This window comes from Bifidobacterium apicola, assembly GCF_042846865.1.
In the GTDB taxonomy this organism is placed as follows: domain Bacteria; phylum Actinomycetota; class Actinomycetes; order Actinomycetales; family Bifidobacteriaceae; genus Bombiscardovia; species Bombiscardovia apicola.
In genome coordinates this window covers 1,412,270-1,430,113 of sequence record NZ_BAAFQQ010000001.1, presented here as the reverse complement: position 1 = coordinate 1,430,113, position 17,844 = coordinate 1,412,270, and the positions used below count along the sequence as shown (strand labels likewise).

17 protein-coding genes are annotated in these 17,844 nt (G+C 56.8%); 11 read left to right on the top strand and 6 right to left on the bottom strand.

Annotated features, from left to right (window positions below):
• Window positions 1-3: 3 nt before the first annotated feature.
• Genes ACGG9J_RS05810 through ACGG9J_RS05795 form a run of 4 tightly spaced genes read left to right on the top strand, consistent with a single transcriptional unit; the run spans window position 4 to window position 2,413 of the window.
• The gene (locus ACGG9J_RS05810) at window positions 4-1,161 is read left to right on the top strand and encodes an SGNH/GDSL hydrolase family protein (protein WP_390134454.1); all 1,158 of its coding nucleotides are present in this window, start codon (window positions 4-6) and stop codon (window positions 1,159-1,161) included.
• Window positions 1,158-1,397, top strand: a complete 240-nt coding sequence (locus ACGG9J_RS05805) for a hypothetical protein (protein WP_390134452.1) — start codon at window positions 1,158-1,160, stop codon at window positions 1,395-1,397. The genes ACGG9J_RS05810 and ACGG9J_RS05805 overlap by 4 nt, the downstream gene beginning before the upstream one ends.
• Window positions 1,398-1,409: 12 nt before the next feature.
• A complete protein-coding gene (locus tag ACGG9J_RS05800) occupies window positions 1,410-2,189 on the top strand; it encodes an endolysin-like domain-containing protein (RefSeq protein ID WP_390134450.1) in 780 nt (259 codons plus the stop codon).
• On the top strand, window positions 2,186-2,413 hold the full coding sequence (locus tag ACGG9J_RS05795) for a hypothetical protein (protein ID WP_390134448.1): 228 nt from the start codon (window positions 2,186-2,188) through the stop codon (window positions 2,411-2,413). Before ACGG9J_RS05800 ends, ACGG9J_RS05795 begins: the two co-directional genes overlap by 4 nt.
• Window position 2,414: 1 nt before the next feature.
• On the opposite strand, the gene ACGG9J_RS05790 is transcribed toward ACGG9J_RS05795, so the two are convergent.
• From ACGG9J_RS05790 to ACGG9J_RS05780, 3 genes are all read right to left on the bottom strand, one after another.
• The gene (locus ACGG9J_RS05790) at window positions 2,415-3,242 is read right to left on the bottom strand and encodes a tyrosine-type recombinase/integrase (RefSeq protein ID WP_390134446.1); all 828 of its coding nucleotides are present in this window, start codon (window positions 3,240-3,242) and stop codon (window positions 2,415-2,417) included.
• Between the two features lie 291 nt (window positions 3,243-3,533).
• Entirely contained in the window at window positions 3,534-5,060 is a 1,527-nt protein-coding gene (locus tag ACGG9J_RS05785; protein ID WP_390134444.1) for a DUF2130 domain-containing protein, read from the bottom strand.
• Window positions 5,061-5,178: 118 nt separating this feature from the next.
• Complete coding sequence (locus tag ACGG9J_RS05780) at window positions 5,179-5,592, bottom strand: hypothetical protein (RefSeq protein WP_390134442.1); 414 nt, start codon at window positions 5,590-5,592, stop codon at window positions 5,179-5,181.
• Window positions 5,593-6,221: 629 nt separating this feature from the next.
• Here ACGG9J_RS05780 and ACGG9J_RS05775 point away from each other — a divergent pair.
• A complete protein-coding gene (locus ACGG9J_RS05775; protein ID WP_390134440.1) occupies window positions 6,222-7,229 on the top strand; it encodes an aldo/keto reductase in 1,008 nt (335 codons plus the stop codon).
• A 139-nt stretch (window positions 7,230-7,368) separates the two neighbouring features.
• Here the strand turns inward: ACGG9J_RS05775 and ACGG9J_RS05770 are convergent, their stop codons facing one another.
• Both ACGG9J_RS05770 and ACGG9J_RS05765 read right to left on the bottom strand, forming a co-directional pair.
• Window positions 7,369-8,325, bottom strand: coding sequence for a hypothetical protein (locus ACGG9J_RS05770; RefSeq protein ID WP_390134438.1), 957 nt, complete (start codon window positions 8,323-8,325; stop codon window positions 7,369-7,371).
• A gap of 527 nt (window positions 8,326-8,852) precedes the next feature.
• Entirely contained in the window at window positions 8,853-12,746 is a 3,894-nt protein-coding gene (locus tag ACGG9J_RS05765; protein WP_390134436.1) for an LPXTG cell wall anchor domain-containing protein, read from the bottom strand.
• A gap of 157 nt (window positions 12,747-12,903) precedes the next feature.
• Between ACGG9J_RS05765 and ACGG9J_RS05760 the strand changes: the two genes are divergently transcribed.
• The 4 genes from ACGG9J_RS05760 (at window position 12,904) to ACGG9J_RS05745 (ending at window position 15,469) form a co-directional block, all read left to right on the top strand.
• A complete protein-coding gene (locus ACGG9J_RS05760; protein WP_046323398.1) occupies window positions 12,904-13,395 on the top strand; it encodes an inorganic diphosphatase in 492 nt (163 codons plus the stop codon).
• 149 nt (window positions 13,396-13,544) lie between these two features.
• Entirely contained in the window at window positions 13,545-13,991 is a 447-nt protein-coding gene (locus ACGG9J_RS05755) for a DUF3290 family protein (protein WP_390134434.1), read from the top strand.
• Window positions 13,992-13,994: 3 nt separating this feature from the next.
• Complete coding sequence (locus ACGG9J_RS05750; RefSeq protein WP_390134431.1) at window positions 13,995-14,639, top strand: DUF421 domain-containing protein; 645 nt, start codon at window positions 13,995-13,997, stop codon at window positions 14,637-14,639.
• Window positions 14,640-14,905: 266 nt separating this feature from the next.
• A complete protein-coding gene (locus ACGG9J_RS05745; RefSeq protein WP_390134429.1) occupies window positions 14,906-15,469 on the top strand; it encodes a manganese efflux pump MntP in 564 nt (187 codons plus the stop codon).
• A gap of 1 nt (window position 15,470) precedes the next feature.
• Here ACGG9J_RS05745 and ACGG9J_RS05740 read toward each other — a convergent pair whose 3' ends face one another.
• The gene (locus tag ACGG9J_RS05740; RefSeq protein WP_390134427.1) at window positions 15,471-16,133 is read right to left on the bottom strand and encodes a hypothetical protein; all 663 of its coding nucleotides are present in this window, start codon (window positions 16,131-16,133) and stop codon (window positions 15,471-15,473) included.
• A 163-nt stretch (window positions 16,134-16,296) separates the two neighbouring features.
• Here ACGG9J_RS05740 and ACGG9J_RS05735 point away from each other — a divergent pair, with 163 nt between their 5' ends.
• Entirely contained in the window at window positions 16,297-17,127 is an 831-nt protein-coding gene (locus ACGG9J_RS05735; protein WP_390134425.1) for a winged helix-turn-helix transcriptional regulator, read from the top strand.
• Between the two features lie 61 nt (window positions 17,128-17,188).
• Window positions 17,189-17,836, top strand: coding sequence for an endonuclease III (gene nth / locus ACGG9J_RS05730; RefSeq protein WP_390135324.1), 648 nt, complete (start codon window positions 17,189-17,191; stop codon window positions 17,834-17,836).
• Window positions 17,837-17,844: the final 8 nt, after the last annotated feature.

Below are 17,844 nucleotides of genomic sequence, written 5' to 3'. Positions count from 1 at the left end.
ACCATGCTGGAAACACCACGTCATCACATTAAGTACCCCGCCGGAACGGACCTTGTTAAAAACGCCAGCTCTCAGTTTCGGGCGATGGCGGAAAGCATCGACGACAACGTCGATGCGCTGCCGGCACAAATTACCGTCAAAGTAGACCAGGCGACCCAGGACACGAAGAGATGGCGCGACGAAGCGGAGCAATTCGCCGCCAAAGCCGGAACGTTGCAGGATAACGCTGTCGCTGCGCTTATCCGCAAACCAGATTCCGCCACCAGAAAGGCCCTTGCTGGCAGTGTGTGCTTGTGGATTGGGGACAGCTTTACCCAGGGATACATGGCCTCCAGCCCAAGCAAGCGGTACAGCCGTCTGGTCAGTGACCAAATGGGGTGGATCGAAGTCAACTACGCAGTTGGCGGGGCCGGATACATAGCACCTGGTGAAGATAACCGAAATTTCCTCCAACAAGCCAAACTCGCTAAATCTAATGGAGTTGAGCCGGATGTCGTCATTGTGGCCGGTTGTCAGAACGACTATAACAACCCCACATATGAAGCCGCAGTCGAGTGCCTGAGCTGGTGCAAAACTACATGGCCACAAGCGCGGTTGGTGTGTATCACCAGTCTCTGGTGTGCAAAAGGAGTGCCGGATTACGTCCTTGCTAGAAGCACAGACGCAACTAGAGCCGCACGGGTGGCCGGAGCACAGGTTATACCATATGGGTACCAATGGCTGTATGGCGATCCGACTCTTGTAGACACATCAGGTGGCAACCATCCCAATGATGCCGGATATCGACATATTGCAGACATGGTAATCCAAGGACTCAATAAGGGGACCGCTGCCGCTAACTACGACTATCTGCCTGTAACGCCTTATAGCTCTTTCTCCGTATCTTATGCGAACCTTAGCATCACTGAGGGTATCGTCACCTTCAGCGCCTGGTTCACCAAAAAAGGCAACAACGCATCATTCAACGACATGATTTGCACGTTAGACAAGCGTGCCGCCCCTGGGAAAGATCAATATATCCCGTTATTCACCAATGGTGGCAATAGCACCATGCTGGGGAAGATATATGACAATGGCATCCTGCAATTGGCAAGCTGGCCCCAGGGCGTGAGCAGTACTCAGATAATCATCCCGACTGTGTCCTGGAGGGTTGGACAGTGAGCAAGGAGATAGTTGTCGCACTCATCGCTGCTGTCGCCGCCCTGTCCGGGTCCTGTATAACCACATTTGCGCAGCATCATTTGCACAAGTTCAACGAAGCACAGATGATCCAGGACGCTATCGCCGACAACCAAAGGCTATGGCTATGGAATCGTCAGCTCGTAGACCATATCTACAAAGGCTACCCGCCACCGCCACCGGAACCCCCGGCTGATCTGTTTCGCCGTAACGAATGAAATCGAGGCACAATGCCATCAATCAACAAGCTCATCGAACGCATGCGCTATTACTGCGGCACTGCGTCCGTGGGATATGACCAATCGTCTCGCTGGGACGTACGGGACGGAGGCGAGACAGATTGTAGTGCTCTGGTCATCGCCTGCCTGCGTGAAGCCGGCTTCGCCGTAGGTGCCGCTACCTATACAGGAAATATGAGCGAGGAGCTCACCGCCCATGGGTGGAGACGGTTACCGCCTGACGGGGCTCCTCAGCCCGGAGACATCTTGCTCAACGACTCCAAGCATGTGGCTGTTTATCTTGGCGGCGGCCAGCTGGCCCAAGCCTCCAAGGACGAGAACGGCAACACCAGCGGGGGCCAGGCCGGCGACCAGACCGGCATGGAAACCAATATCACCAACTATTACAACTTCCCGTGGAACTGCTATTTAAGGTACACGGGAGAAAACGAGGACACAGTGACAGCGCAAGTGCTATTCGATACACGAGACCAGGACGGCCGCAATCTCTTCGATGAGGCCATCCAGACTCGCGCCGAACTCACAGACAGGGCCAAACAGGCCATCTATGAAGCTAAAGGACTGGACGGCCGCAACGTGTTGGACGGGGTGATCCAAGCGCGCCACGAGATAGCCGAACTTAAAACGCTAATCACGGCACAGGGAGCAACCATCGAGACCCTGGCCAGGGCGGCTGGAGCGGATCCTTCGACAATCGCCCGCATCGTGCAGCAGGCGGTCAAGGACAAGCTCGACCAACTGCATATCACTGTCGAGGAGGTCAAGCCATGAGCGACCCGAAGCATTCTGCAGGACCCGCCGAGGAATATAAGCCGCTGTTCAGCGAACGGACCAGGACCGCCATCTATATCGCGGCTATGACCCTGGTCATCATCGGCAGCGGTGTACACAGCTTCGCCAACCCTGCCCTGGGCGACTGGCTGACCACGGTGGGCGGCTATCTCGCCGCCGGTTTCGGAGTCGTCTATAACCCCATGCGCATGGCCGGCAAATAGGTCAGCTGACCAGCCTGGCACCTGCCAGAGCGGCCTTGAGCCGCGAATCGGGCATGGCTACGTACCTCTGCGTTGTCTCGACCGACTCGTGCCCCAGCAGCCTGCTGACCAGGTACAGGTCGTGGGTCTCCTGGTAGGTCATTGTGGCGTACCGGTGGCGGAGGCTGTGGGCGGTCCATTCGCCGCCCAGCAGGCGGGCGACGTGCTTGCCTACATAGCTGGCTTCTACGTGCCCTGACCAGCGGCCGGGCAGCAGCCAGCCATGCCGGTCGATGATCTTCTGGGCCAGGTCGTCGGGCAGGGGGACCAGGCGTTGCTTGTCGCCCTTGCCGTGGACTATGAGGGTCCTGCCCAGCAGGTCGTCCATGACGTCGTCGCTGCGCACCTGGGCTATCTCGGCCCGCCGCAACCCGCATTCGGCGGCCAGCCTAATCATGAGCGTCTCGGTTTCGTTGGCTTTGCTCAGCGCGACCAGGATGACCCGGTCGGGGCATGGTCTCGGATGTGCGTGAGGCCGCCGGATACTGGGTAGATCCTTGGATATGTCCTGCTCGGCCCGGCCTGACCTATAAAGCCATCCGAAAAAGGATGAGGCGGCGTTCCTGTACCCTTTACGGGTCTCCGGCTTCCAGTCTCCCGCCGCAAACCAGTGCACCAGCTCTTCTGCGGTGACATTTTGCGGCGACCCTCTCAAGTCGTTACTGAGCTTCGTGAGCTGCCGGCGCCTGGTGTCGACACTCAGGGCAGAGAGACTGCCGGCCTGGAGGGTTTCAATCCATTTATCTATGCATTCGCGCCATTGGGGCGCAGGGGCTTTCTTCCTTGACATGAAGCCATGTCATCACGCGGTTAGAATGAACTCGCAGGGTTCGCCGCCGGGGCGGTGAACCTGTGACCTCTGGGTCAGTAACCCAGAGGTCACAGGTTCAAATCCTGACCCCGCTACCAGTAAGGCTCGGAATCTTTTAGATTCTGAGCCTTTGTTTCTATCTCGGCATACTTGCGGCAGATGGGAACAGCTGCTGACATGATACAGCCAGTTATGGCTGAACGACTCGACTGCAAATTCAGAGAAGGCCGTCTACATTCATCCCTTCACATGACTGCACCGTTCACAGTCTCAGGATTCTATTGCCTTCGACTTCTTTACTTCGTCGAACTTGGCCTTCATAGTCTCATTGTTTCTGGTCAGTCTTCGTATGGTCACATCCTGCGCCTTGTTGTTGGCCAGACGAAGCTGGTTCTCGGAACCTAGCAGAGCGTCCTTGATCTTGTTCAGGTGGTTGATAGATTTGTCAATCTCCTCTACCGCGTTTTTGAACTTTTTTGAGGCGATTTCGTAGTTACGACCAAAAGCATTCTTGAAAGAGTCCAGCTCTTCCTCAAAATGCGTTATATCGATGTTCTCTTCCTTCACCTCTTCAAGTTCATTCTTGTATTGCAGAGAGTTCTTGGCGGCGTCCCGGAGCAGGGTGATTATCGGAATGAAGAATTGCGGACGGATGACATACATTTTCAGGTAGCGATAAGAGACATCTACGATACCCGTGTTGTACAGGTCGCTGTCAGGCTCCAACAGGGAGACCATGATGGCGTATTCGCAGTCCTTCTCTCGCCTGTCCTTGTCGAGCTCCTTGAAAAAGTCCTCGTTCTTGTGCTTGGTGGAGGTGGTGTCCGTCTCGTTCTTCATCTCGAACATGATGGACACGATCTCCGTGCCGGAATCATCCTTGTCACGGAAGATGAAGTCGCCCTTGCTGCCCGTCCTGGCATCGTTGTCCTTCTCGAAGTAGGCACGGGGGAAGGCCGTGGACCGCAGCTTGTTGAACTCGATCTGGCAATGCTGCTCAAGCGTCTCCCCCACCATCTTGGTGGACAGCTTCGCCTTCAGATCTCGCAGCCGTTCAATCTGATCGTCACGGTCCTGGATCTGGATCTCATAGCGTTCCTTGAGCGACTTGGCCTCGACCTTGCTCTGCAGCTCCGCCTTGTCCAGACTGCTCTTCAGCTCAGCTATCTCGGAATCCTTGTCTGCAACAACCGCCTGCAGCTGCGACTTCAGCTGCTCCTTGGAGAGCTTCTCCTCGGACTCCTTCTCCAGCTGCAGCCTCTCAAGCCTGCCCTTGAAATCATCACGCTCCTTCTCCACCGGACCCAGAGCCTGGGCAAGCTCCTGCTTCTTCTGCAACTGAAAGGCATCCAACTGATTCTGCAATTTGACGATCTCGGCATCTTTGTCCGCTGCCGCTTTCTGCAGCTCACTCTTGGAATTGGCCTCTGCCAGATCGAGCGCCTGCTGCTTCTCTGACTCGGCCCTGTCCAGCTTGGCAGTCAGATCGTCTTTCTCTTTTTCGACCTTCCTCAAGGCCTCCGAAACGGCGAGTTCCTTAGCAGCTTGCTCGGATTCCAGCTTTGCCTGCAGCTCCTGTATCTGGGCATCCTTTGCGCTTTTGGTCTTCTGCAGCGTCTGCTCGGCCTGTGCCTGGTCCAGTTCACGGATCTTGCTATTCTCGCGTCTAGCCTGCTCAAGCCGTTCATGAAGCTGCCTGTCAAAATCCTTGTCACGAACCTGCTTCAGGATGTCGGCATATCCGGCCTCGTCAATAGTGAATGCAGTTCCGCATTTGGGGCAAATAATTTCGGGCATATGCAACCTTTTCTTTCCGAACCTGTGGTAAAAACCATCCTTGCTCTAAGCAGTCTGTACTGAAAACCGAGTACATACGACAACTAGTACAAACTATATTTGATCTACGTCGATACCATTACAAGGATTCAATAATCATGGACCAGGTAATAATCTTGCGGATCGCACCACAGGCCCGGCGATAGTCTCCCGCCTGCCTCGCAGCCTCGAAAGCTGCTGCTACTATCGGCTCTTCAATCCCAACCGCTTCGGCAATCCACAACAGCGACGCAGCGTTCTCCAATTTGTTATAACAAATTTTTGCACTCTTATTGGGCTTCTGCCGGGAATAGGCGCCTGATCCATGTGTTGCGTTAGCTGCAAACCACTGTACCATATGCTGTTTTTCTGTTCTTGCATACGTATCCGGCGAATTGTTTACTTCGCTAAGGTACCTATCGGAATACGGATAATGCGAGCGCTTAAAACGCAGCAAATGCGAAAAAACAACGCAGCTCATATCATTTCCACTTGCCACGTCAGCCTTCTTCATTAAAGGTTAGCTTCAACTTTCCATTAATTATATCAACTGAGAATAATGGCATGTCCGATTGGTAATTATCCCGGTCTATTTGTTTGGAATGCATCCATTTCCTAAAGAACAAAATACGGGGATGTCATAAAAGCCTCATGTCTTTGACAAAGAGCGATAAGAAGACACTACCTCTACAAATATTGTTGCTCTCTCGAAAGGCACAAAAGACCAGCACAAAGGGTCAAAAATGCAGATGAATTCCTATTATGGCAGTGCATTCATTTTGACTCCAATGGCCGTTGGCCAGCAATGCTTCTTATCCCAACTGAAGAACAGCAAATGCAAGTGCGGAGGAGTCTGAGACAGTATCCGCTCAACTCAGCTCGCCTAAATGCTACTGGCAAATCAAGTTGGGAACGCATCAAGCCCAAAACTCAACCCTTGCTACCAAAAAGACTGCATTCACCCATACCCCAGCTCTTTGCCTTATGCTACCGAGTCATAGTTCATAACAGGTAAACAATAAAAGAACTTGAATGCCTCTTTGCTAGTCTCTGTTTGCTCCGCAAGCCAAAGAAGCAGACCTCCACCGACTTGAACTTGCTAGCATGATTGCATCTGCACCAAGGAAGGCCAAGGGGGCTTAAATGCAATACACACAACTGGGCAGGACAGGCATCAGCATATCGAAGATCTGCGTAGGATGCATGAGCTTCGGCAAACCGGGCACCATGCACGACTGGACACTGGATGAGGAAGGGACTGACGCGGTCGTTGCGCACGCACTAGATCTGGGCATCACCTTCTTTGACACAGCCAACGGCTACTCGGCCGGGACCAGTGAAGAGTATCTGGGAAAGGCACTCAAAAGGCATTCAAGCCGCGACCAGGTGGTCATCGCTTCCAAGGTCTACTTCAACAAAGGGCGACTTTCCTCCAAGGCCATCCATCGCGAGATTGATGGGACGCTCAAGCGGCTGGGCACCGACTATCTGGATCTCTACATCATCCACAGGTTCGACTATGAAACGCCCATCGCGGAGACCATGGAAGCGCTGAACGACCTTGTCAAAGCAGGCAAGGTGCGAGCATTAGGAGCCTCAGCCATGTATGCCAGCCAATTTCAGGACATGCAGAAAGTCGCCCGAGACAACGGCTGGACCCCTTTCAGCGCCATGGAAAACCATTACAACCTACTCTACCGGGAAGATGAGAAGGACCTGATACCTTTCTGCAGAAAAACGGGCATTTCGCTCATGCCCTACAGCCCTCTGGCCGCCGGCCATCTGACACGCTCCACCTGGACCGCTGACACCCTGCGCAGCGCCACTGACAAGGTCTCGCGCGGCAAGTACGACCGAGCCGAGGAGAACGACCTAGCCATCATTGACCGCGTGCAGAAAATAGCAGAGCAGCACAACGTACCTATGGCCCGGGTAGCCATAGCCTGGCAGTGGGCCAAAGGCGTTGCTTCACCGATCATTGGCGCCACCAAAGCCCGGCATCTTGACGATGCGGCGGCTGCGCTAGATTTGGAGCTCACACCTGAGGAGATCTCCTCCATGGAGGAGCCCTACCTGCCGCATGAGACCGTGGGAGCCATTGACAGCAACCCGCCCCAGGGCGTAGTGCTCCTGGACGCGGAGGAGAATTAACGCAATCCCCTCCCCCCCTAGTCTGGATCATAGTTGCGTTGGATCTAATGACTTATGGTTTACTGCCAAATCATGTTTGTATTTCTGTGCCAGACTAGAGGAACAGCTCAAGGACAAGTCCTCATGGACTCAGATCGGCCTATAGTCCGTCAGAACCGTCCGCATCCTCCAGATCCGCTGAATCATCCGAATTCTCGCTAATTTCTAGAACAGTCAGGGCATCAGAGGTCTCAACATCTTCAAAATCTGCCGGCGTATTCAACGTTTCCGATGCTTGCGGATTCCCGGATGTCTGCGAATTGATCATGCCTAAATCCAGTACCTTTTTATAGTCATGATCCGCATCAGACTGTGAATAGCCAAAGTGAGCCTCATCCATAACGGAAATCAGGTGCATGCCCATAGGGCGCATAGTCGTCCAGGTAATCCCTCCCGACACCACTCCACCAATTATCGGCACAGCCTTGGAAACTCCTTTGGCAAAGACGCTTTTAGTCATTTTTACGGACATAGTCTTGGCTACCGATTTGACGATTGGATAGATCACTCCCTTTGTCAAGGCCTTCTGCGGCAGACGCTTCAAAGCGGATTTCCCCAGTTGCGTGGAGATCAAACGCACCGCCGAACTGGCACCAGCGGCACCAAGCATGACACCCAGGTATAAAAGCAATTGATTCCCGATCACCTCATCATCTGGCAGGACACCTTCCCAGAAATCCTCCTCTCCATACAGATAGGCGATCTCTTGGGCTGTTATAAAAGCAAAACCGTAGAACTGGACCGTGTCTGTTGGAATTGTGGCAACCATGGTAATCCCTCCCGGCACTCCAGCCAACAAAGATGCACCAGTGGATTGTCCTGTTCTTTTCAGCACGATTTGTCGCGCCATCTTATAAAGGACCTTCCGATCGCAGCCGGCGGCCACCGGCCCCCTCTTTACTATGTCGTCAATGACCTGCCGTGGAGCGCTGGCGAACTGCTCGCGCAGAAAACGCTCACGATCCACTTTCATCCCCGGAATTCGCACGGCCTGTTTCAGCATCACCATCAAGGCTTTTCTGCCATCTTTAGAGCCTTCGGTGTTCTCCTTCGCCATTGCTAATCCTCTCCGCCGCCGTCCTTGGCCGATATTTCACGCGGTCAATGGTATCCAAGAAACCAGACGAACACATCCACAACCGCTCTGATAACGCGATCAGACAGGGCATCAACACTGAAGATCAGCTGCAAGATGCAGAAAGTCGCTATCGGTACACAGCCGCGGCACTTAAGCATGAGACCGACAGTCTATCAAGCAGCCGCCCGCCTCAGCCGTTGGTTGTTTTAATATGAATAGCACAATCATTTAGTCAGTCAAACTTTCACTTTGCCTATTGTTGATTTCCCAGGACGGAAATGACCTAAGACTTCGCAGATATCTGGGAATGGTCAAAATAACTGACATTGCCTGGCGAACAGCCGATACACCCCGCCTTGGATCCGGAGCCGGCTTGTATCGCTTTCCTAGATCTATCTGCTTGCCTGCCTGCGACAGGTCGAGACTGACCTTGGTCTGTCGACCGGCCTAACGAGGCCGATCGGCAGACCAAGGTGCGCACACTGGGTCTCCGTACTCGTTCCAGGTCACTGTCGCCCATGGTTACTGGCGGACATCTGCCTAACTAACTGGAAGATGATAAGCCCAGCCATGACCGCTGCAGCAGCGAGAGCCAAGGGAAGCACCACCACAGCTCCGGTCTTAGGCAGCGCGACTTTCAGAGCGTTCCAATCATCACTGTTGGATTCGACAGATCGATCAGCACAAAGCAGACGGCCATCGACTACCACCCCGTGAGAATTTGCTCGCCAAGAAACTTTTTGGGCATTCTCCAGTTGAGGCATGGAGGCCTGATTCTCCACTGGACAGGGGACTAACGGAGTGCCTACCACTCGAACCCTGTCGGTGTGTTGACCCGATATGCCTGCTACCGTGGCATGCACATCTACAGACTGGCCTGGTCGGAGCATCAGAGTCGACCAGTTGTCTGGATAGTGGATCCCAGTCACCCGCCCTTGACCGACGACCGTCTTATCTTCTAAATGCAGTTGCCGGGCTGGGAAGATTGCTCCGGTCCCATTGCTGGGATCGCGAGGAGAATCGTTCGTGATTCGGAAGACAATGGCGACATCGTCATGAGTCCGGAGGGCCTGTTCCGGCTGATCCCGATCCCCCCTAACCATACCGCCAGCCTGATCAAACTTTTCGATATGCAGAGCCGGGGTCATATCAGGCGTTCTGGTCCAAACCGTGTTGGAGACCAGGGTCTTGTCCTGATAGAACTCAGTAAATCGGTTCTCATGACGCTCCACATTCTTCAGCCGTCTACATTGCAGGTAAGCCCTCCACCCGACTGGGCGATCGCCTGAGGCGCCGACCAAGGCCAGATATCGTGGTGTGGCCTCCACTTTGACCAGACCTGCCGGATCTGCGGTCACCATGAACAAGGGACCGCCATGAATATTTGCGGACATATCCGAACCAGCCATGATCTGTCCATGATGAATCAGGATGCGCCCATTCTCATAGAGGTCCTGGGTGGCGTAGACAGCCCAATGACCAGTGAACCGATCGACCGAAGGGTCCAGCCGATCCTCAATCCGCCAGGTCCCCACCTGCGGATAGGCCCGTCCCGCTGGCAGCAGACTGGAGTCCAGACGGTAGAGGAAGAGCCGATCGCGGTAGATGCTGCCGCCGTGTGCGCTTTCCCCGCCCACGGAAACCACCACATCCTTGGCGGGATTGAGCGGCTTGATCGGATTGGCGACCAGATTGGTCGCTTTGTGCAGGTCGTTGACGATCTGAGTCGCCTGGTTGCGCACCACATGACCAGGCTCTGCACGGATGACCGTGTAAGGCAGAATCAGATCGTAGGTACGCCCTAGCAACCCTTGGTCAATGGCCGGCTCCCTGAGGGGACTATGACCTCGTGCTGCAGCATAGGCAACCAGATCGGCAGGCTGGGGATCCCCTTTGAGGGTCGCGCCTGTGGCTGGAACATAGGTATCTACAGTTTTGGCGAAGACCAGCACTACGCCGTTTTTTACCTGGATATTGAAAGCCTTGGTGTAATCGCGGCCGTTGGAGCCCAGAACTTCGATGCTCTTGGGATCGATATCCAAGTGACGAGCATCGTAGGCATCCGTCACGCCTAACCGCCACACCGGATAGGCGGTGTCCTTGCGGCAGGCGTCCAGACTGATCCGATAGACCCCGCGGTCGCCTATGAAGAGCACCTTGCCGTCGATGCTGATGCCTGGATCACGCGCGCTGACAACGCTCTTTGAGGGATGGAAGTCAGCTGGCGGATTGCTCACCTGGTTGGAGGGGGTCAGCGAATTATTCAGCGTCAGCACCCACTGATTGCCAACCCGATGATCCCTTGGGGCTTTGGGATCAACCCTGCCCTCAAAGCGCAGGCGGATCCTGGGGTTGCCCCCGGCACGCCACTGGCTGATCCGGCCGGGATCGGTGATGGTCACCCGCAAACTGTGTCCCTTGCCATTCCACTTTGTGGCGTATCCGGTCTTGGCGATGATATCGCCGCTCTGCAGGTCAGTCACCTCAAGAGTCTGCTTATCGGGCAAAAACCAGCGGTCATAGACATCCGTCAGAATGACCGACTTGACCGGATAGGCCAGATTGTCAGGGAGACTAGGTTGGGTATCCAACTGATACTCCAGCCGCTGACCAGGGAAAACCACCTTGCCATCAACGTTGGCCTGTTCCCCGCCTTGGCCGGCCTCCGAGATGACATCCTTGCGCACAGGAGGCAGATATCCGCAGATGCCGGGCTTATTGGTTTGCACGCTCTGCGTGTTGACAGTCTGGGAACCCGAGTTAGTCAGCGCCGCGCCCTGGCTGCCATGGCCGTTCGGGGCCTTGCAGAAAGTCAGTTCCTGGTCAGGTGTTCCGCCCAGATCCTTGCGAACTTTGGCTGCGCCGCCGCCGTTGGCAAAGCGGACCGTAAAGGGAACCAGCATAGTGACCTGTCTAGGATCCTCCATGCCTTTGAGACCCTTCAGCCATCCGCTTTTGGCCTGTGCACGCGCCCGCGTTCCAATCACGCTGATCTCGAAACGGTCGGTCACATCCCTGCCTTTGTCCACAATGTCTTCGATGCTGCTTCGACGGTAGTGCCCATCTGCATCCGCCTTAGCCCTGGCCTCGAAGATACGAATAGCCCGAGCACCATCCTGATCAACCAGATAGTCGGCAGCACTCCAGTCGTCAGTCAAGGTGAAAACCTTGGGAGCCTCAATCAGGCGGGCTTCTACAGTGCCGTTGACCACTGACCCCACCCGGTCTCCGTCCAGAAAGGCATGCCCGTCGGCACCGGTTTTGTTGGTCCGCTGAGGGTCAACGACTGCTTTCCAGAGCCCAGTGGCACGATCGCGCAGAATCCATGATTTGTCTGGTCTGGGCTTCCAAGTAGGAGTGCGGCGATCAGGGGTCGACTGATCAACTTGACGACTGGTGCCCTTCCAGCGGACTTCTCCACAGTCCAGGATGACTCCAATATCCGGCTGCTTGACAGTCACGTCCAGCTGCCATACCCAGCGATGCTCCTCAGGCAGAGTCCCGCCCTTCCAGGTAGCTGTAGCCCTATTGCCGGGCGGTCTGCTCCCATCGGCGGTGTTGAAAGCGAACCTGCTGGTCAGATCCTCGCCACTGGTTAGATCTTTGACCTTCTGCCCGTCGATATGGTACTGCTTGCCCCGGGAATCGAAAGCATCGGTAAAGGTCAACTCGCGACCGCCCCGGCCGGTTCCGGTCTCGATGCGGGTGCGGTTGATCATTCCATCCGCGCTGGTGCCGGGATCCACTTTCTTGTCAGGCGGATTCGGCGGCAGATCGGCCGGCTTGGGCTCATAGTCATTAAGCATGAAGACCACCAAGGAGATGCTGTGCTCGTTGCCGGCATACATGTCGGCGAACTTGTCCAGACTGTCTCCGGGCTGGTCCCAGAAGGGGTCGCCAGTCTGATAGGTCACCCCGCGGTTGCTGAAGGTGCGGTTGGCCACCTGACTTCGCCAGTTGGCCATCCATATGCTATGGATGGCCATGCTGACCCCATCGAAGACTCGATGAGAGCCGCGATAGCCCGTGACCACACCCACGCCGGTCACCCGGCAGTGGCCTTGTCCGGATTGGTCAGCATGGGCCTCGTTAAAGCGTGCCTGGCAGTTGCCATTGGCCTCATCCAGAGCCTGGTGTTTGACCCGAGCAGTGGTGGCATTGCCCCCATCCACAATCCCCATTTTGGAAAAGGCCCTGTCGATGCTGCTTATCTCATAGCCGCCGAAGGAGCCTTGATCGTCATCCTTGTAGGTCCAGCCCTGCCAAAACCGGCCATCGCCTTTAGCGCCGCCGCCGGCATGACCTGATCCTCCGCCAGCCATGGCAGGAGCCGCCGGACCGACAAGGGTCGCCAAGGCGAGCAGAACCGCCAACATGCCGGTCCATCTGTGCTTGTACATACTCGTCCTCACTCTTCGCCCGCCCCATGCCTCGAGTATGAACGGCTGCTGAGCGTATACCTGCGTCGGCGAAGCACTGTGGTCGAATGTGCCCCGGGACGGTTATGCTGTGTATGAGACATTCCTATGCCGTCCAGACCGAAAAGGAGACAGGACAATGGCAGAGACATTCGACGTGTTGGTCGAGATTCCCCGGGGCTCCCGCAACAAGTATGAGATGGACCACGACAGCGGCCATATCAGGCTGGATCGCACCCTCTTCACCTCTATGGGCTACCCTGACGACTACGGCTACATCGATGGGACCCTGGGCGAGGACGGCGATCCCCTGGATGCCCTGGTCATGATTCCCGATTCGGTCTTCCCGGGCTGTATCGTCGAATGCCGCGCCGTAGGTCTCTACCACATGGTCGACGAGGCCGGCGGAGACGATAAGGTGCTCTGCGTGCCTGCTGATGTCCGTTACGATGCCATCAAGGACATCGACGACGTCTCCGATTTCCACAAGCAGGAGATCAAGCACTTCTTCGAACAGTACAAGGCTCTGGAACCAGGTAAGGAGGTCATGCCCGGCGACTATTGGACCAATGCTGAAGCTGCCGAGACCCAGATCAAGGCTGCACGCGAGCGCCTGGCAGCGCAGCACTGACTTTTTAAGGCCGACCAGTCGGCACAACCACCCCGGCGAGGGCCCAACCACCGCCCGAACCGGGGTTTTGCATGCTCAAATCCTCCCGAATTGCGTCCGGCCGTCTACGATTGCCAATTGCGGGTGCGCGCGCAACGGCAGGAGCGGCTATGACTTTCTATACGTACCAATATCTCAAGGGCGGTCAGACCAACTGGACCATGATCAGGATCATTGTGGTAGTCGTTCTGGCCTTGGCCTTCCTCTTCTTCCTGTTCATGTACTCCCGCCACCGCTGGAACCATAAGTACAAGGATCTGTCCATCATCCTGGCCACTCTGCTGCTGCTCGCGGCAGCCATCCAGTACAGCGACTACACCAATCTGCGCACAGCCAGCCTGCAGAGCGGACAGCTGACCACGGTCATCGACAAGTCAGCAGCCAAGCTCAAGGTCGATCCTGAGCAAATCAGCATCAACGACACCTCACGCAACAACGACATGATCATCAAGACCCCCAAGGGCTACTACACCCTGGTATTCAACAGCTCCGGCTCTGAATTCCTGCTGCAGCGGGCCGACCTGTACCGCCCAGACATCACCGTGATCGGAGAGTGACCCATGGATATCAATTTCTACGTCAACGTAGCCCTGAAGCTGATCGTCGGACTGCTCTTCATCACCCTGCTCATCAATGTGACCGGCAAGGGAAACCTGGCGCCCACCTCGCCCATGGACCAGCTGCAGAACTACGTCCTGGGCGGCATCATCGGCGGAGTCATATACAGTGACAGCATCTCAATGGCCCAGTACATTGTCATCCTGCTGATATGGGCGGCACTGATCCTCATCACCCGGTACGCCAAGACCCACATCCATGCAGTGGGCAAGTACATTGACGGCGAACCGGTCACCATCATCAAGAACGGGAAGCTGCTGGTACAGAACTGCCTCAAGGTCAACCTGACAGCCAAGGAGGTGGACTTCAAGCTGCGCACCAAGGGCATCAACGACATCCGCGATGTCAAGCGGGGCATCGTCGAGCAGAACGGCAGCCTGACCATCATTTCCGAGGGCGACAAGGACGTGCGCTATCCAGTGGTCATGGATGGGCGGGTTGATCCCGACGTTCTTGACACCATGGGACGGGACGAGGACTGGCTGGACGAGCAATTGGCCAAGCAGGGCATACACAAGGTCAGCGATGTGTATATGGCCCGATACCAGAACGGCGAGTTCTACGCCGTCACCTACCAGGACAAGTAGCGACATCCATGCGGCAGAAGGAAGCCTGACTGTGACCATGGCTCAATAAGAGACCGATCCGATATCCTGTCATGCTTGATTGTTCCAGCGCTGACAGGTAAAATCTATGTCCATATTGTTATGGCGTAGCATGTGAACGGCATTCAACGAATTCAAAGCCGACTCCAGTCGGCAGTTCCGCGCTGGACGCTCCCGAGGCGTAGGCGGGTTTGAGGAGACCTGGTCGAGGCCCATCCCACCGGGGATGAACCCTTTCAAGGAATGCCGTGTACTTAAGATTGCTGTTTATCGCTTTAGGTGTATCTTCTGACGCTTTCGCCGTCTCCATCAGCAAGGGGCTGTCCGTGGACCGTCTGCGGGCCCGCCACCATTGGCTGGTGGGACTTTGGTTCGGTGGGTTCCAGACTCTGCTGCCCTTGCTCGGTTACTTCGCCGCTTCCATGCTGCAGGACTCCCTGGCCGCCGTGGATCACTGGATCATCTTCGGCATCCTGTCGGCCATCGGGGTCAACATGATCCGCGAGGGCGTCTACGGCGAGGAAGAAGGAGCGAACGGCGAAGAGGGCTTCTCCTGGCGGCGAATGCTACCTGCTGCCATAGCCACCAGCATCGACTCATTCGGCGTGGGTGCAGGCCTCGCTCTGCTGGGCATCAACATTTGGCTGTCCGCACTGGTCATTGGCCTTGTGACAGCTGCGGCCTCCGTGGCGGGGCTGCGCATCGGATACGCTGTCGGTTCACGTTGGCGCAAGCCTGCCAGAATCGCAGGCGGCATCATTCTGATAGTCATGGGCATTCAGATCCTTCTGGACCACCTGATGAATGCCTAGCTCAGATCGTCGCCTGCAGTACCAAGGCGGCCAGCACCACGATGGTTCCGGTCAGAAGGACCGACATCAGCGCCAGACCAATGGCCCCACGCCGATCTGCTGCTTCTTTGGCCCAGCGATAGCCCGAGGCCTCAAGCCCGACCAGCAGCAGCAAGGCCACAAGCACCACCAGGATCGACATCGGGTCAGCCCGCAAACCCCCGGTCAGCTCTGGCAGGAAGATCCATCCCGATGCAGCGACAGCGGTGACCCCGCCCATGGCGGTTGCAGAAATGCCTCGGATGACCATCTGCCGGTCCCGACGCAACATCTGCCGAACGAACATGAACACGGCCAAGAAGGCCAACATGAATGCCGCAGTCGACAGCCAGACCCTGAAAGCGTCAGACCCCTGCACGACCAAGGCCGGAACCAAGCAGACCAAGGTCAGCAGACCGAACATGGCCCGGTCGGGGCCAGGTCGAATGCCACGGCCCACCAAGGGCCAGGAGGCCAACAGGGCCGATGCCAGCGCCAGAACCAGGACGGCCTGCACCCATCGAGCGACCCGAGGCTCGGCCAGCAAACCCGCCGCCACGCCTGGCAGGATCAGGGCCGCCAGGGCCAGCAGCTGCGTCAGCGCGGGCGCCCGCCCATCCCGGGTTTCTTTTACGGTCTGCGCCATGGGTCCTCCTGCCTGTCCCCGTCGGGGAGCCATACGTCACATCCTAGGCCAAGGCCATCCTGTGAACTCAGAGCCCCGGTGACGGCCCGATTGTACAATGATGACGACTGTTCAACGAATCCACCCCCGCTATGGACGAACGGACAGGGAAGAAGGTACCCCCGTGACGGATCTGACCTTGATGACCTGCGCCGAGGACCCGGCATCGGTTCTGCCAGCCTTGGCCCTGCTCTCCCATCGAGTGCGTGTTCTGCCCCTGGACGCCGCCTCCTTGGTAAGAATGCCCGAGGACACAGTGTTGCTGATCGATGCCAGCGACGACCTGGCTGAGGCCAAGACCCTCTGCAACCTGACCCGAGCCTCGGGCCTGTCCACGCCCATCATCCTGATTCTCAGCGAGGGCGGCTTCACTGTGGTCAATGCCAACTGGGGGGTGGCCGATGTCATCATCCAGTCCGCATCCCCAGCCGAGGTCGAGGCCCGGCTGCGTCTGGTCTGCCAGCGCGTGCCCACGACATGCAAGCCGGATGCTCAGCCAGAAGAGTCTGAGGACCAGGTGCCCACCGGTCAGGTTCGCTCGGGCGATCTTGTCGTGGACACCGAGAGCTACACGGCCCGAATCCACGGTCGTCCCATCAACCTGGCTTACAAGGAGTTCGAGCTGCTCAAATACCTGGTTCAGCATCCCGGCAGGGTCTTCACCAGGGCGCAGCTCCTCCAGGAGGTATGGGGCTATGACTACTACGGCGGCACTAGGACGGTGGATGTGCATGTGCGGCGCCTCAGAGCAAAGCTGGGCAGCGAACACGAGCACCTGATCGGCACGGTCCGCAATGTGGGCTACCGGTTCGATCCGCCCTCCTCGGCAAGGACGACCTCAGCCCCCGAACCCAAGCCGGATGCCGGGACCAATGCAGACCCAGCCGAACAAAAGGGCAGCCAGACAGAACAATCCCAGGATTCCAAGAAGAAGAAAACCGATCATAGTGACTGATGCATCATCAAATCGAAAGCACCCCCAAGGCAGGGAAAGCAAGGCCCGGCGCTTGGCCCGCATGCACGAGGAGTACCGCATCCTCTGCCAGGTCTTTCCCGAGGCAGTCTGCGCCCTGCACTTTCGCAACCCCTTCGAACTGCTGGTGGCTACTGTCCTGAGCGCCCAGACCACCGACAAGCGGGTCAACTCGGTGACCCCCGAACTCTTTGAGCGCTACCCTGATCCCGCAGCCATGGCCCAAGCCCAGCCGGTCGACCTGGAAGCCATCATCCACCCGGTGGGCTTCTACCACGCCAAGGCCCGCCACCTGCTGGGACTGTCCCTGATGCTGACCGAAGACTACGGCGGCGAGGTCCCTCAGACCATGGAGGAGCTGACCAGTCTGCCCGGCGTGGGACGCAAGACCGCCAACGTGGTCCTGGGCAACGCCTTCAACATCCCCGGATTCCCGGTAGACACCCACGTCACCCGGGTCACCGGCCGCCTGCGCTGGCGGACCGACTGGCGCAGCGCTCACCCCGATCCCGTGAAGATCGAGCATGAGATCTGCAACTGCTTCCCTCCCGAGGACTGGACCAATCTGTCGCACAGGCTGATCCTCCACGGTCGGGCCACCTGCCACGCCCGCAAGCCTGACTGCCTCCACTGCCCCCTTGCTGAAACATGTCCCAGCGCCGAGCTCCTGGCCCGACCGGCCTCTCGGTAGAATCAAAA

Excerpts from the sequence above, each read along its gene's own strand:
- ACGG9J_RS05810 (WP_390134454.1), top strand. The coding sequence starts at position 4 with ATGCTGGAAACACCACGTCATCACATTAAGTACCCCGCCGGAACGGAC.
- ACGG9J_RS05800 (WP_390134450.1), top strand. The coding sequence starts at position 1,410 with ATGCCATCAATCAACAAGCTCATCGAACGCATGCGCTATTACTGCGGC.
- ACGG9J_RS05795 (WP_390134448.1), top strand. The coding sequence starts at position 2,186 with ATGAGCGACCCGAAGCATTCTGCAGGACCCGCCGAGGAATATAAGCCG.
- ACGG9J_RS05790 (WP_390134446.1), bottom strand. The coding sequence starts at position 3,242 with ATGTCAAGGAAGAAAGCCCCTGCGCCCCAATGGCGCGAATGCATAGAT.
- ACGG9J_RS05785 (WP_390134444.1), bottom strand. The coding sequence starts at position 5,060 with ATGCCCGAAATTATTTGCCCCAAATGCGGAACTGCATTCACTATTGAC.
- ACGG9J_RS05780 (WP_390134442.1), bottom strand. The coding sequence starts at position 5,592 with ATGAAGAAGGCTGACGTGGCAAGTGGAAATGATATGAGCTGCGTTGTT.
- ACGG9J_RS05775 (WP_390134440.1), top strand. The coding sequence starts at position 6,222 with ATGCAATACACACAACTGGGCAGGACAGGCATCAGCATATCGAAGATC.
- ACGG9J_RS05770 (WP_390134438.1), bottom strand. The coding sequence starts at position 8,325 with ATGGCGAAGGAGAACACCGAAGGCTCTAAAGATGGCAGAAAAGCCTTG.
- ACGG9J_RS05765 (WP_390134436.1), bottom strand. The coding sequence starts at position 12,746 with ATGTACAAGCACAGATGGACCGGCATGTTGGCGGTTCTGCTCGCCTTG.
- ACGG9J_RS05760 (WP_046323398.1), top strand. The coding sequence starts at position 12,904 with ATGGCAGAGACATTCGACGTGTTGGTCGAGATTCCCCGGGGCTCCCGC.
- ACGG9J_RS05755 (WP_390134434.1), top strand. The coding sequence starts at position 13,545 with ATGACTTTCTATACGTACCAATATCTCAAGGGCGGTCAGACCAACTGG.
- ACGG9J_RS05750 (WP_390134431.1), top strand. The coding sequence starts at position 13,995 with ATGGATATCAATTTCTACGTCAACGTAGCCCTGAAGCTGATCGTCGGA.
- ACGG9J_RS05740 (WP_390134427.1), bottom strand. The coding sequence starts at position 16,133 with ATGGCGCAGACCGTAAAAGAAACCCGGGATGGGCGGGCGCCCGCGCTG.
- nth (WP_390135324.1), top strand. The coding sequence starts at position 17,189 with ATGCACGAGGAGTACCGCATCCTCTGCCAGGTCTTTCCCGAGGCAGTC.